13 protein-coding genes are annotated in these 13,002 nt (G+C 61.3%); 8 read left to right on the top strand and 5 right to left on the bottom strand.

The genetic code is table 11. The features are described from left to right. Both AC07RO_RS03870 and AC07RO_RS03865 read left to right on the top strand, forming a co-directional pair. Window positions 1–1,316, top strand: a 1,316-nt coding sequence (locus AC07RO_RS03870) for a colicin E3/pyocin S6 family cytotoxin (RefSeq protein WP_495085304.1), incomplete at its 5' end; no start/stop codon positions are given. Further along, entirely contained in the window at window positions 1,313–1,546 is a 234-nt protein-coding gene (locus AC07RO_RS03865) for a DUF7683 domain-containing protein (RefSeq protein WP_192172775.1), read from the top strand. The genes AC07RO_RS03870 and AC07RO_RS03865, both read left to right, overlap by 4 nt. A 172-nt stretch (window positions 1,547–1,718) precedes the next feature. Here AC07RO_RS03865 and AC07RO_RS03860 read toward each other — a convergent pair whose 3' ends face one another. Continuing rightward, a complete protein-coding gene (locus AC07RO_RS03860; RefSeq protein WP_133776427.1) occupies window positions 1,719–3,395 on the bottom strand; it encodes a DEAD/DEAH box helicase in 1,677 nt (558 codons plus the stop codon). Window positions 3,396–3,811: 416 nt separating this feature from the next. Here AC07RO_RS03860 and AC07RO_RS03855 point away from each other — a divergent pair, with 416 nt between their 5' ends. Further along, complete coding sequence (locus tag AC07RO_RS03855; RefSeq protein WP_495085303.1) at window positions 3,812–4,603, top strand: crotonase/enoyl-CoA hydratase family protein; 792 nt, start codon at window positions 3,812–3,814, stop codon at window positions 4,601–4,603. On the opposite strand, the gene AC07RO_RS03850 is transcribed toward AC07RO_RS03855, so the two are convergent. Then, on the bottom strand, window positions 4,604–5,359 hold the full coding sequence (locus AC07RO_RS03850) for a spermidine synthase (protein ID WP_192172778.1): 756 nt from the start codon (window positions 5,357–5,359) through the stop codon (window positions 4,604–4,606). Window positions 5,360–5,587: 228 nt separating this feature from the next. Here AC07RO_RS03850 and AC07RO_RS03845 point away from each other — a divergent pair, with 228 nt between their 5' ends. Continuing rightward, window positions 5,588–6,934 carry a class II 3-deoxy-7-phosphoheptulonate synthase gene (locus AC07RO_RS03845; protein ID WP_423572788.1) on the top strand — a complete coding sequence of 449 codons (1,347 nt, stop codon included), beginning with the start codon at window positions 5,588–5,590 and terminating at the stop codon, window positions 6,932–6,934. Window positions 6,935–7,171: 237 nt separating this feature from the next. Here AC07RO_RS03845 and AC07RO_RS03840 read toward each other — a convergent pair whose 3' ends face one another. After that, on the bottom strand, window positions 7,172–8,419 hold the full coding sequence (locus tag AC07RO_RS03840) for a winged helix-turn-helix domain-containing protein (RefSeq protein WP_495085302.1): 1,248 nt from the start codon (window positions 8,417–8,419) through the stop codon (window positions 7,172–7,174). Between the two features lie 49 nt (window positions 8,420–8,468). After that, a complete protein-coding gene (locus AC07RO_RS03835) occupies window positions 8,469–8,702 on the bottom strand; it encodes a DUF1127 domain-containing protein (RefSeq protein ID WP_495085301.1) in 234 nt (77 codons plus the stop codon). Between the two features lie 96 nt (window positions 8,703–8,798). On the opposite strand from AC07RO_RS03835, the gene AC07RO_RS03830 reads away from it, so the two are divergent. Beyond that, window positions 8,799–9,653 (top strand): LysR substrate-binding domain-containing protein, encoded by an 855-nt coding sequence (locus tag AC07RO_RS03830; RefSeq protein WP_065993052.1) that lies wholly within the window; start codon window positions 8,799–8,801, stop codon window positions 9,651–9,653. 20 nt (window positions 9,654–9,673) lie between these two features. Here AC07RO_RS03830 and AC07RO_RS03825 read toward each other — a convergent pair whose 3' ends face one another. Beyond that, entirely contained in the window at window positions 9,674–10,405 is a 732-nt protein-coding gene (locus AC07RO_RS03825) for a sulfite exporter TauE/SafE family protein (RefSeq protein WP_423572919.1), read from the bottom strand. Window positions 10,406–10,643: 238 nt separating this feature from the next. Between AC07RO_RS03825 and AC07RO_RS03820 the strand changes: the two genes are divergently transcribed. The 3 genes from AC07RO_RS03820 to AC07RO_RS03810 all read left to right on the top strand — a co-directional run bounded on the left by AC07RO_RS03820 (window position 10,644) and on the right by AC07RO_RS03810 (window position 12,763). Continuing rightward, window positions 10,644–11,117 (top strand): MarR family winged helix-turn-helix transcriptional regulator, encoded by a 474-nt coding sequence (locus tag AC07RO_RS03820; protein ID WP_346626553.1) that lies wholly within the window; start codon window positions 10,644–10,646, stop codon window positions 11,115–11,117. 155 nt (window positions 11,118–11,272) lie between these two features. Beyond that, complete coding sequence (locus AC07RO_RS03815) at window positions 11,273–11,692, top strand: organic hydroperoxide resistance protein (RefSeq protein ID WP_065993050.1); 420 nt, start codon at window positions 11,273–11,275, stop codon at window positions 11,690–11,692. Window positions 11,693–11,743: 51 nt separating this feature from the next. Beyond that, a complete protein-coding gene (locus AC07RO_RS03810) occupies window positions 11,744–12,763 on the top strand; it encodes an alpha/beta hydrolase (RefSeq protein ID WP_495085300.1) in 1,020 nt (339 codons plus the stop codon). Window positions 12,764–13,002 lie beyond the last annotated feature (239 nt).

Below are 13,002 nucleotides of genomic sequence, written 5' to 3'. Positions count from 1 at the left end.
AGCTCAGTCGACATCAATTATGTGGTGTGCCATCTGACGCTTTCCCGGCTAAAGCCGGTCCCACTGACATCAAAAGCCTGTCGGCACGGCAACATCCCGTAACCGCCCTACCGTTGACCACTCGTCGGACCGCCTGCATCCTGCGCCGCCTTAAATTGGCGGACATCAGGAAGGTCATGTTCAAGGACGATAAAGAAGATCCCTTTTGGGCTAACTCGATCTTCAAAGGCACTACGCTTCCCAATGGAGGCGCGTCGTGGGCAGCGTGGAACCCGCCTCCCGAACCCGTGCGGGTGCCCACTCCAATGCCTGAGCGCTGGCCCGCACAGAAGGAGCGTACCGACAAGGTATTCGCCAAGTCCTGTACCGGGGAATGGTGCAGCACTGCCGCCGGAACCACCGTAGAACCCGCCTCCAACTTCGGCGCGATCATGATGGCGGGCGCCATGCTGCTGCCCTCTGCCTCCGACGCCATTGCAGCGGCTCTGGGCGCAGACATGGGATTAGGCCGAATGGCCGGTGGCGGCATCATGCAGCGCAGCCACACTTGGCTGCTTCGCGGAGCCGGCGGACCGGCGAGTCTGTTCATCGTGGGCATGCTCCCGGCGAAGATGGGCGACGGCACGCTCTACACCGATGACGAATTACGCAACCTGACTCAGGCGACCACAAGGGTGCGCTTTCAGCTGCGCCGTGATGCCGAAGGCGAGTTGCAGATTTACGGCATCCATTCCAAGGCTTCCGGCGACGACTCGGTCCGCACCGTGCAAGCCCGCTGGAATGCCGACAAAAGCGCGATGGAAGCCCATCTCAACGGCGTCACCATTCTCATGACGCCCCGCCGGGGTCGATACGGGACGCTGGAACCGCTGGTCTACCCTGAAAACAGCGATGTCCGTTTAGGCACCATCCTCGTCCACCCGATCCCGAACGACACCGACAGCCAGCTCGAAGGCCTCCCCGGCGACGACATCACCGCTGAAGACTGCATCCTCGTCTTCCCGGGCGAGTCGGGGCTGAGGTCGATGTACGTGGTGTATGCGCGGCCTTTTAATGGGGATCATGGGTATCATCCGCCTCCGAAAGAGCTCGCGGCATTTCCCGATGCAAAGGTTGCGCCTCGGAAGACGTCGATCAAGGGCGGTGGAGGTCTGCGCAAACGGTGGAAAACCCAGGCAGGCGAGATTTTCGAATGGGACAGCCAGCACGGGACAGTTGAAAAATACAACAAGCGAGGAAAACACTTGGGAGAGTTCGACGTAGAAACAGGCACTCAAACCAAAAGTGCAGACAGCACACGCGAGGTTGAACCTTGAAATACATCGTTGAAGTATTCGACAGAGAGAGCGAACTGCTGGAGCTTGAAATCAACCTGCCGGAGGGATGCGATGCCGACCTGAGCGACATCATGGGATGGTTAAATCCACAACGTGGCGACGAAGGTTACAACCTAAATCCTCAGCAGGCTTTAGCGATTGAGGCGTTGGCTGGCAGGAAATTCTTTGATGACCGCCATATTTGCCAACTCACCTGCAACGTCGAGTGACGGTCTATTGAAGATGACACGCATCAGAGACTTTCATGGGCGAGCGGGTCGCTTTAACGGTCAGTCCCATTCATGCAGTCTGTATTTACTTGTTGGCCATACAGTTTGAACACAAAAAAATCCCCGAACCAGTCGGGGATTTTTTTGTTCAGACGATCAGCTCAAGAGCAGATCAGTCCTCGCGATAGCGACGCAGCTTCAGCTGCTTGCCGGCAACGCGGGTGTCTTTCAGCTTGGCCAGCAGACGCTCGAGGCCGTCTTCCGGCAGCTCGACGAGGCTGAAGCTGTCACGCACCTGGATGCGACCGATTGCTTCGCGAGCCAGACCACCTTCGTTGAGGATGGCGCCCAGCAGGTTTTTCGCAGCGATGCCATCACGGGCACCCAGCGCGGTACGGCAGCGAGCACGGCCTTCGGCCAACGGCACCGGGGCACGACGTTCGCGGTCGCCACGATCAGGACGGTCGCCGGCTGGACGCTCAGGACGATCACCACGTGGCGCGTTGTTCGGCACCAGTGGACGTTCTTTCTCGATCGCGCCCAGGGTCAGCGCCTGACCATTGGTGGCCTTGCGCAGCAGAGCAGCGGCCAGGGCACGCGGGGTGCAACCGATGTCGGCAGTCAGGCGGTCCAGCAATTCGCCATGGCTTGCTTCGGCATCAGCGACCAGCGGCGACAGGCTGTTGGTCAGTTTCTTGATGCGGGCATCGAGAACGGCCTGGGAATCCGGCAGGCGGACTTCGGCGATTTTCTGACCGGTCATGCGCTCGATCACTTGCAGCATGCGACGCTCACGCGGCGTTACCAGCAACAGCGCGCGACCTTCGCGACCGGCACGGCCAGTACGGCCGATACGGTGAACGTAGGCTTCCGGGTCGTACGGCATATCAACGTTGAACACGTGGGTGATACGCGGAACGTCCAGACCACGGGCAGCAACGTCAGTCGCAACAACGATGTCCAGACGGCCATCCTTGAGGGAGTCGATGACGCGTTCACGCTGGTTCTGGGCGATGTCGCCGTTCAGCGCAGCAGCCTTGTAGCCTTTGGCTTCAAGGGCGCTGGCCAGGTCCAGAGTGGCCTGTTTGGTACGCACGAACATGATCAGGGCGTCGAAATCTTCGACTTCCAGCAGGCTCAGTACTGCAGAGGTCTTCTGGTCAGCGTGAACCAGCAGGTGAGCCTGCTCGATCGCGGTGACGGTCTGGGTCTTGCTCTGGATCTTGACGTGTTTCGGGTCTTTCAGGTGACGCTCGGCAATCGCGCGGATCGACTGCGGCAGGGTCGCCGAGAACAGTACGGTCTGACGCGTCTCAGGCATGGCCTTGAAGATGACTTCGAGGTCATCCATGAAGCCCAGCTTGAGCATTTCGTCGGCTTCGTCGAGAACCAGGTGGTTCACGGTCGCCAGGACTTTCTCGTCACGACGCAGGTGGTCGCACAGACGGCCCGGGGTAGCGACGACGATTTGAGCGCCGTTACGAATGGCTTTCAGCTGCGGGCCCATCGGCGCGCCGCCGTAGACAGCCACAACGGTCACGCCCGGCATTTGCTTGGCGTAGGTTTCGAACGCGGTGGCCACTTGCAGGGCCAGCTCACGAGTCGGCGCGAGGATCAGCGCTTGCGGCTCGCGTTTCGTCGGGTCGATCAGGCTCAGAATGGGCAGAGCGAAGGCGGCGGTTTTACCGGTACCTGTCTGCGCCTGACCGATCATGTCGTGACCAGCGAGAATAATCGGGATCGATTGCTGCTGAATGGCCGAAGGCTCTTCGTAGCCGGTAGCGATAACAGCTGCAAGAATGGTCGGGTGAAGGTTAAGAGCGGCGAAGCCGCCGGATTCCTGGGTCATGGGTCTGCCTCTGAGTGCATCCGCAAAGACCCATGCTTCAAAGCTGCGCGTGCCGTGTAAGACCCTAGAGTCACCCTGGCTGCTTTGTCGGCGGGGATTTGCGAAAACGTATTGATGAATGGATCGTCATGGGGTGGTTCGTGACCGAACCGGTTCGAGAAGATGGCTTCGCGAACTTAAACCGTGACGAGGGCCCTATGAAAGGCCGGCGCGCACTATACCGGAATTGCTGAAACAAGTGAGGATTTTTTTTGCGAAACAGCCCCTTGCGGCCAACTGTCACAGGCTTTGCGCAAAGCTGCGTCAGTGTCTACTTTTCAAGTGCCCGGTATCGGTTGCGAGCAGAGCTTAAACGATTCACCCAGACAGTGCGACACCCCACCCTCCCTTTCTCCTCATCTGCAGGACATAGCGACATGACCTCTTCGATCAAAGGCCACGTCAGCCGGGAACAGCGCGGCGCAATCATGCTCATCGGCCTGGACCGGGTCGCCAAACGCAACGCCTTCGACTTGAACATGCTCAATCAGTTGAGCCTGGCCTACGGCGAGTTCGAGCGTAACGACCAGTCACGGGTCGCGGTGGTGTTTGCCCATGGCGAGCATTTCACCGGAGGGCTCGATCTGGCCGAGGCCGGGCCGGCATTGAGAGAGGGCTGGACGCTGCCGCCCGGCGGTTACGATCCCTGGGGGCTGTCGATCGCTCCGCGGGTGAGCAAGCCGGTGATCGTCGCGGCCCAGGGCTGGTGCCTGACAATGGGCATCGAGCTGATGCTCGCGTCCGATATCAATTTGTGCGCGAGCAATGCCCGCTTCGCCCATCTGGAAGTGCAGCGCGGCATTTTTGCCTGCGCCGGCGCGACCCTGCGGCTGCACCAGATCGCAGGTTGGGGCAATGCCATGCGCTGGCTTTTGACGGGCGATGAATTCGACGCCCACGAAGCCTGCCGCATGGGCCTGGTGCAGGAAGTGATGGCACCCGAGGACCTTCTGCCCTCGGCGCTGCGCCTGGCCCAACACATTGCCGACCGCGCGCCGTTGGGGATTCGCACCACTCTGGAGTCCGCACGTCAGGCGCTGCTCGAAGGTGAAAACGTGGCGGCCAAGGCGTTGCCGGCGCTGGTCCGGCGGGTGCTCGACAGCGAGGACGCCAAAGAAGGCCTGCAGGCGCTGCTGGAAAAACGCCCGCCGCTGTTCAGGGGTTGCTGATCAGGTCGCAGGCCGCAGCGTCTTGATCAGCGGCAACAGCGAATAGCCCAGGTGCGGCGCGAGGTTTTCAGCGCGCAGGGTCAGCGCGTCGATGTCTAGCGTCTGGTCCAGGTCGGCAGGGACGATGAGGATGACGTTGCCCTCCTTCACCGGCAGCTCCCAGTAATGACGGTGGTACAAACCGCGCAGCAGCGCCGCGCCCAAAGGTTTGCCATCGTCCGACGCCCACTGATTGATGATCAGCCAGCCGCCGGGGTTGAGGCGCTGTTGGCATTTCTCGAGAAACCCCCAGGCCAGATGGCCCACGGCGGGACCGGTGTCGGTGTACAGGTCGACGAAGATCAGGTCCGCGTCTTCGGCGGTCGGCAGCAGATCGAGCGCATCGCCGATGCGCACATACAACCGGGGATCGTCCTGCAGGCCCATGTATTCCATGGCCAGACGCGGCACGTCGGGGCGCAGTTCGATGGCCTCGACGTCGTCCAGCGGCAGAAACTTCAGGCACGCCTGGGTAAGCGTGCCCGCGCCCAGCCCCATGAACAGCGCGCTTTCCGGGGCGGGATGGCACAGGGCGCCAATGAACATGGCCCGGGTGTAGTCGTATTCGAGCCAGGCCGGATCGGCCGTGAACGTGCAGCTCTGCTCGATGGCGTCACCGAACTCCAGGAAGCGGTAATCGGCCACTTCAAGTACACGGATCTTGCCGAATTCGTCGTGAACTTCGGCCAATACGTGCTCTACGCGTTCCTCGGTCATTGCTGTTCTCGTGCCCATGGTCAGAGTGATTCGGGATCGCCCCCGCGGGGATCAGCATCGCCGCACTCAGCGATCGCCGTAGCCGCGCGGCGGACCTCGGGTGCAGACGGGCGCAATAGGCGCCCCGGAAAAGCGCGGATTGTCGGCGAATCGCGCCCCGCAGGTCACGCAAATTCTCGGGGTGAGCTGCTAACATGCCTGTCCGATCGCACTGACTTCGAGTTCAACATGAGCCAACCCTGGAGCCCCGACAGCTGGCGGAACCTGCCTATCCAGCAGCAACCTCAATACCCTGACGCCGACCATGTTCGCCGTGTCGAGCAGACCCTCGCCAGCTATCCCCCGCTGGTGTTTGCCGGGGAAGCACGCGAGCTGCGCCGGCAGTTTGCCGAGGTGACCGAGGGCCGGGCGTTTCTGCTGCAGGGTGGCGACTGCGCCGAGAGCTTCTTTGAGTTTTCCGCTGCAAAAATCCGCGACACCTTCAAGGTGCTGCTGCAAATGGCGATCGTCATGACCTTTGCCGCCGGCTGCCCGGTGGTCAAGGTCGGGCGCATGGCGGGGCAATTCGCCAAACCGCGGTCTTCCAACGACGAGACAATAGACGGCATCACGCTGCCGGCCTATCGCGGCGACATCGTCAACGGCATCGGTTTCGACGAGAAGAGCCGCGTGCCCGACCCGGATCGTCTGCTGCAGGCGTATCACCAGTCCACCGCGACCCTCAATCTGCTGCGCGCTTTCGCCCAGGGCGGTTTCGCCGACCTGCATCAAGTGCACAAGTGGAACCTGGATTTCATCGCCAACTCGGCGCTGTCGGACAAATACAGCCAGCTCGCCGATCGCATCGACGAGACCCTGGCGTTCATGCGCGCTTGCGGCATGGACACCTCGCCACAGCTGCGCGAAACCAGTTTCTTCACCGCCCACGAAGCGCTGCTGCTGAATTTCGAAGAAGCCTTCGTTCGCCGCGACAGTCTGACCAATGACTTCTACGATTGCTCGGCGCACATGCTGTGGATTGGCGACCGCACGCGGCAACTGGATGGCGCTCACGTGGAATTCCTGCGCGGCGTGAAGAACCCGATCGGCGTCAAGGTCGGCCCGAGCATGAACACCGATGACCTGATTCGCCTGATCGATATCCTCAACCCGGACAACGATCCGGGCCGCCTGAACCTGATTGCGCGCATGGGCGCCAGCAAGGTCGGCGACCATTTGCCGGGGCTGATCCGTGCCGTGGAGCGCGAAGGCAAGAAGGTGCTGTGGAGTTCGGACCCGATGCACGGCAACACGATCAAGGCCAGCAGCGGTTACAAGACCCGCGACTTCGCCCAGATCCTGGCGGAAGTGAAGCAGTTCTTTCAGGTGCATCAGGCGGAAGGGACCTACGCCGGTGGCATCCACATCGAGATGACCGGTCAGAACGTCACCGAATGCATCGGCGGCGCGCGTCCGATTACCGAAGATGGCTTGTCGGACCGCTACCACACCCACTGCGATCCACGGATGAATGCCGATCAGTCGCTGGAACTGGCGTTTTTGATTGCCGAGACGTTGAAGCAGGTGCGCCGGTAAAGGGGTTGGTGCGTCTGTAGGACTGGCTTTAGCCGGGAACGCGCCGGATGTCACACCATAGAATTGTGGGTGCTCGCGCTGGCCCCTTCCCGGCTGAAGCCGGTCCCACAACGGCGCGCTATTTCTGTAGGACTGGCTTTAGCCGGGAAAGCGTCGGATGTCACACCCTAGAATTGAGGGTGCTCGCGCTGGCCCTTTCCCGGCTGAAGCCGGTCCTACAAAATCAGGCAGCTGCCGTCACAGATGATCGAAGCCGCTGGCCACGAACGCCTCCCGCAAGCGCGCCGCACTGGCGCGCTGGCAGTTGATCAGCACATCTGGCAATTCCAGCCAGTTGGCCAGTTGCCGCAAGTGGAATGCGAGGGCGTGCATGCCTTCGTCATCCAGTCCGGGTTGCTCTTCGTGAACCCCATGAACTGCCAGACGCCCCGCCGCCCTTTCAGCCCGCAAGTCGATGCGCGCGGCGATGCGTTCGTTGTGCAGAAACGGCAGCACGTAATAGCCGTAAACCCGCTTGTGCGCCGGGGTGTAGATCTCCAGCCGGTAGTGGAAATCGAACAGCCGCTCGGTGCGCGCCCGCTCCCAAATCAGTGAATCAAACGGCGACAGCAACGCGCTGGCGGCAATCTTGCGCGGCACGGTCAGACCCGGAAGAGCGTACGCCGGTTGCTTCCAGCCCTGCACCTGAACCCGCTGAACCGCGCCCTCCTCCACCAGCTCCGCCAACCCGCGCTTGGCCGGTGCCGGGTCCTGCCGAAAATAATCGCGCACGTCCTTTTCGGTACCGACGCCCAGCGCTTTGACCGCATGCAGCAGCAAGCCACGCTGGGCATCGGCTTCCTCGATGTCAGGGTGATTGACGATTGCCGACGGCAGAACCCGCTCGGGCAAATCGTACAGCCGCTCGAAACCGCGACGGCCGGCAACCGTCACCTCACCCGTTGCAAACAACCATTCCAGCGCATGCTTTTCGGCACTCCAGTCCCACCAGGGTCCGGCGCGATCCTGCCGGGTGCTGATGCTGCCCGCGCCCAACGCCCCCTGCTCGCGAACGGTCTGCAACACCCGGGCGATAACGGTCTGCTGCTCGCGGCCGAACTTCGCCAGTTGCTGATAAATGCCTTCGCCCTGGGACGCGCGCTGCATCCGCCAGCGCATCAGCGGGTACAACTCGACCGGCAGCAACGACGCCTCGTGGCCCCAGTATTCAAACAGATTGCGGTGCCGACCCTGGCTCCACGCCGCCTGCTCCAGCAATGTGCGCGAATAAGGACCGAGCCGGGAAAACAGCGGCAAGTAGTGGGATCGCACCAGCGCATTGACCGAATCGATCTGCAGCACGCCGAGTCGTTGGATCAACTGCGTGACGTGCGCCGCCTTGATCGTCGCAGGCGGCTGGCGACTGTTAAAACCTTGGGCGGCCAGCGCCAGACGGCGCGCGTGCTTGAGGGAAAGTGGCGGGTTGATCGGCGGTTCGGCGGGCATTTCGACCTCCATGGCGGTGCCCAACGCTAACCGATCACCCGCTGCTCTGTCAGTGCTTCATCGGGTCATCCCAAAAAGGACGCTCCACTTCTTCGTAGACATCCGCCCGACTCAGGCCCATGTCCTTCAGCGCGTCATCGCTCAGCGTGGCCAGTTCGATACGCTGGTGATGCAGCTTGCGCCAGCGAGCGACCTGCGCCACGGCCGATTTCCACCAACGTTCCGGCGCGGATTCCCGCGACAGACGTTTTGCGACCAGTACGTAACCTTTTTGACCTTTCATCGTCTTACCCTCCAGTGGGGATGGGCAGATTCTCTCGCCGCGCCTAAGATCAATCCAACGAATGTTTCTTATGCACTGCATCTGGGAGATTGATGCATGACCACTTACCCGAGTATCGACAGCGAGCTGCTGCGTACCTTCGTCGCGATCGCCGATGAAGGCGGTTACACCAAGGCCGGCGAGGTGGTGAATCGCACGCAGTCGGCCGTGAGCATGCAGATGAAACGGCTGGAGGAGGACGTGGTGCGGCGCCCGTTGTTTCTCAAAGACGGCCGCACCATCAGCTTCACGGCGGAAGGCCAGGTGCTGCTGGGCTACGCGCGCCGGATCCTGAAATTGCACAGCGAAGTGTTCAATACCCTGCGCGAGCCGCACATGGTCGGCACGGTGAAGATCGGTACGCCGGATGATTACGTGATGCGCTTTCTGCCGGGGATTCTGCAGCGCTTTGCCCAAGCGTATCCGCTGGTGCAGGTGGAGGTGCATTGCGAATCGTCGTCACAGTTACTGCAACGCCAGGACCTGGATTTAAGCATCGTCACCCGTGAGCCGGGCAAGGAAATCGGCCAGATCCTGCGCCAGGAGCGCTTCGTCTGGGCCGTCGGCGCAGGCTTTTGCCCACAGGAGCAGACGCCGATGCCACTGGCGATGTTCAACACCGACTGCTTTTGCCGGCAGTGGGCAATCAACGCGCTGCAGGCGTCCGGCCGTGAATTCCGGGTGGCCTACACCAGCGCGAGCCTGTCAGCGATCATGGCGGTGGTCAGCGCCGGCTTGGCAGTAACGGCGCAGCTGCAAAGCCTGATCACCTCGGACCTGGAAGTGCTGGGTGAACAGCACGGGCTGCCGCAATTGCCGTCGGCGAGCATCGTGCTGCTGCGCAACCCCAATAACCCATCGCCGATCACCGAATGCCTGGCCGATCACATTGCTGAAGGGTTCAGGCTGTAACAAGTACTCATTGCGTTAGATCACAGCTTGAAGCACAGCATGATCGCGCAGATCACGAGAAAGCCGCAGAACAGCGAGCGCAGCACGCGCTCCGGCAAACTGTGGGCCAGCGCGACGCCCCAACTGATGCTGGCCAGCCCGCCAATCGCCAGCGGAATGCCCATCAGCCAGTCGACGTGGCCGTGCAACGCGTAGGTCGCCAGCGTGATCGTGGTGCTCGGCGCCGCCAGTGCCAGCGCCAGGCCCTGGGCCGCCACCTGGGTCGCGCCGAACAGGCCGGTCAGAATCGGCGTCGCAATCACTCCGCCGCCAACGCCGAACAGCCCGGCGGTGACACCCGAACCGAGGCCCAGCAGCCACAACCATCGGGTGTGACGCAGCTCGGCGCTGGCGACGCCTTTGCGCCAGACCATCTGGATCAAGTTGAACAGCGTCAGCACGACGAGAAACCCGACGAAGCCCAGGCGCATGCTTTGCGGATCAACGCGCACGGCCCACAGTGAGGTCAGCCAGGACATCGTGAAACTGGGCACGATGAGCATCAGCGCATGACGCACCGACACCCGATTGCGCTGGTTGTAGCGCCACAGCGCCAGCAGCACATTGGGCAGCACCATCAATAACGCCGTGCCTTGGGCCAGTTGCTGATCGAGCCCAAACAACACGCCCAGCGCGGGAATGGCCACCAGCCCGCCGCCGATGCCGAACAGTCCGCCCAGCGTGCCCATGGCGGCGCCCAGCAGCAGGTACATCAATACATCGACAATCACGGGCGATCCTCTGAATCGATTTCAGCGCGCATGCTACGCAGTCAGCGCCGTCGAGGAAATTCGCTTTGGCGATATCCAGGATGTCCAACCGACGCACAAACAGCGGCGTTTACCTCCAGTCGATAGAGAGCCACACGCCGGGCGATTACTGAAATTATCTGGTGCATTAAACATCAGGGCACTAAATTACCGAGCATTACTGACTGAGCGAGGGACACCCATGAACGCCAACGAGCCCACCCACACGGCCGGCGCTGGCAGTTGCGACGAACTGCTGCTGGATAACCAGCTGTGTTTCGCCCTGTACTCGACGTCGCTAATGATGACCAAGGTCTACAAGCCGTTGCTGCAGGCGCTGAACCTGACTTACCCGCAATACCTGGCGATGCTGGTGTTGTGGGAGCGCGACGGCCTGACCGTCGGAGAAGTCAGCACCCGTCTGCTCACCGATCCTGGCTCACTGACGCCGTTGCTCAAACGGCTGGAAGTCGAAGGCCTGATCCGCCGGACCCGCAGCAAGGAAGATGAGCGCGTTGTGCTGCTGACCCTGACCGAGCAAGGCAAGGCGCTGCACCAAAAAGCCCAGAGCATTCCGCAATGCATTCTGGCCGCCAGCGGCATCAACCTTGAGCAGCTCAAGGCCCTGCAGAAAGACCTGCTCGCACTGCGTGGAAATCTGCACGAAAGCATCTGATCAACCGCGTAATCGGCCCCTCTGAAAAAATCTCAAAAATTTATCTTGCGCACTAAACATTAGCGCAGTACATTCTCCTTCACTTGCTTAGCGCACAAACATTTAGCGCCAAGCTAAAGATTAAATCCCTAACCATCAGCACGTGAGGAATTACCATGCAAGCTCTCTACACTGCAGTCGCAACCGCAACCGGTGGCCGTGATGGCCGCGCTGTTTCCGACAACAAAATCCTCGACGTCAAACTGGCCACCCCGAAAGAACTGGGCGGCGCAGGCGGCGAAGCCACCAACCCTGAGCAGCTGTTCGCTGCCGGTTACTCGGCCTGCTTCATCGGCGCACTGAAATTCGTCGCCGGTCAGAGCAAGAAAACCATCCCGGCTGACGCGTCGATCACTGCCCACGTCGGCATCGGCCAGATCCCTGGCGGTTTCGGTCTGGACATCGACCTGCACATCAGCCTGCCGGGCCTTGAACAAGCCGAAGCCCAGGCGCTGGTCGATGCAGCCCACCAGGTCTGCCCTTACTCCAACGCCACACGCGGCAACGTCGACGTTCGTCTGCACGTGACTGTGTAAAAACCTGGCGTAAGACCTACGCCCCACACCTCGTCTGACCGGGAGAAGAACATGAACACGTTTGGCAAGATTCTGGCTGGCTCGCTCCTCGCACTGTCCATCGGCAACGCTTTCGCAGCGACCGACACGGGCGTCGAGCACAACACGCAGGCGTTTCTGGACGCATTGAATTCGGGAAGCGGCAAGCCGATCGAACAGCTTTCGCCCAAAGATGCCCGCGCCGTACTGACCGGTGCCCAGGCCGGGGTCAAGCTGACCCTGCCCAAGGCCGATGTCAGCCAGAAGACCATTTCGGTGGACGGCCAGAACATCAGCCTGACGATCGTTCGTCCGGCTGGCGTCAAAGGCACCTTGCCGGTGTTCATGTACTTTCACGGCGGCGGCTGGGTGCTCGGCGATTACCCGACCCACGAACGTCTGGTGCGGGATCTGGTAGAGGGTTCGGGCGCAGTGGCGGTGTTCGTCAACTACACGCCTTCGCCTGAAGCCCACTACCCGACGGCGATCAACCAGGCCTATGCGGCGACCAAATGGGTCGCCGAGCATGGCAAGGAAATCAACGTCGAAGGCAAGCGTCTGGCGGTGGCGGGCAACAGCGTCGGCGGCAACATGGCGGCGGTCGTCAGCCTGATGGCCAAAGACAAAGGCACCCCAGCCATCCGTTACCAGGTGCTGTTGTGGCCGGTGACCGATGCCAACTTCGATACCGGTTCGTATGATCAGTTTGCCGAGGGTCACTTCCTCACCCGCAACATGATGAAGTGGTTCTGGGACAACTACACCACCGACCCGAAACAGCGCGCCGAGATCTATGCCTCACCGCTGCGGGCCACGACCGATCAGTTGAAAGGTCTGCCGCCTGCCCTGGTGCAAACGGCGGGTGCTGACGTGCTGCGCGACGAAGGTGAAGCCTACGCTCGCAAGCTGGACCAGGCCGGTGTGCCGGTAACAGCGGTTCGCTACAACGGTATGATTCACGATTACGGACTGTTGAACGCGGTCAGCCAGGTGCCGGAAGTGCGCTCGGCGCTGCTGCAGGCTTCGCAAGAACTGAAGGTTCATCTGAAGTAAACGCAGTATAAAAACGGGTCGATCAGCAATGGTCGACCCGTTTGCATTGCTGGATTCCGTCGTTCATATCCCGCACTGTCGCGCAGCATTCGCAGTCCCTGTGGGAGTGAGCTTGCTCACGAAGACGTATTTCCAGCCGCTGAAGACTTGGCGGATGTACCGGCCTATTCGCGAGCAAGCTCGCTCCCACAGTTCTTTGTCGACAGCTGCATCTGCGGCGGCGTCACCTGCTCCTACAA

It is taken from the genome of Pseudomonas sp. GW821-FHT07F05, assembly GCF_059418765.1.
This window is presented reverse-complemented; position numbering and strand designations above follow the sequence as displayed.

What these genes read in the sequence shown, in the direction of transcription:
- AC07RO_RS03860 (WP_133776427.1), bottom strand. Translation starts at nt 3,395, where the DNA reads ATGACCCAGGAATCCGGCGGCTTCGCCGCTCTTAACCTTCACCCGACC.
- AC07RO_RS03855 (WP_495085303.1), top strand. Translation starts at nt 3,812, where the DNA reads ATGACCTCTTCGATCAAAGGCCACGTCAGCCGGGAACAGCGCGGCGCA.
- AC07RO_RS03850 (WP_192172778.1), bottom strand. Translation starts at nt 5,359, where the DNA reads ATGACCGAGGAACGCGTAGAGCACGTATTGGCCGAAGTTCACGACGAA.
- AC07RO_RS03845 (WP_423572788.1), top strand. Translation starts at nt 5,588, where the DNA reads ATGAGCCAACCCTGGAGCCCCGACAGCTGGCGGAACCTGCCTATCCAG.
- AC07RO_RS03840 (WP_495085302.1), bottom strand. Translation starts at nt 8,419, where the DNA reads ATGCCCGCCGAACCGCCGATCAACCCGCCACTTTCCCTCAAGCACGCG.
- AC07RO_RS03835 (WP_495085301.1), bottom strand. Translation starts at nt 8,702, where the DNA reads ATGAAAGGTCAAAAAGGTTACGTACTGGTCGCAAAACGTCTGTCGCGG.
- AC07RO_RS03830 (WP_065993052.1), top strand. Translation starts at nt 8,799, where the DNA reads ATGACCACTTACCCGAGTATCGACAGCGAGCTGCTGCGTACCTTCGTC.
- AC07RO_RS03825 (WP_423572919.1), bottom strand. Translation starts at nt 10,405, where the DNA reads ATGTACCTGCTGCTGGGCGCCGCCATGGGCACGCTGGGCGGACTGTTC.
- AC07RO_RS03820 (WP_346626553.1), top strand. Translation starts at nt 10,644, where the DNA reads ATGAACGCCAACGAGCCCACCCACACGGCCGGCGCTGGCAGTTGCGAC.
- AC07RO_RS03815 (WP_065993050.1), top strand. Translation starts at nt 11,273, where the DNA reads ATGCAAGCTCTCTACACTGCAGTCGCAACCGCAACCGGTGGCCGTGAT.
- AC07RO_RS03810 (WP_495085300.1), top strand. Translation starts at nt 11,744, where the DNA reads ATGAACACGTTTGGCAAGATTCTGGCTGGCTCGCTCCTCGCACTGTCC.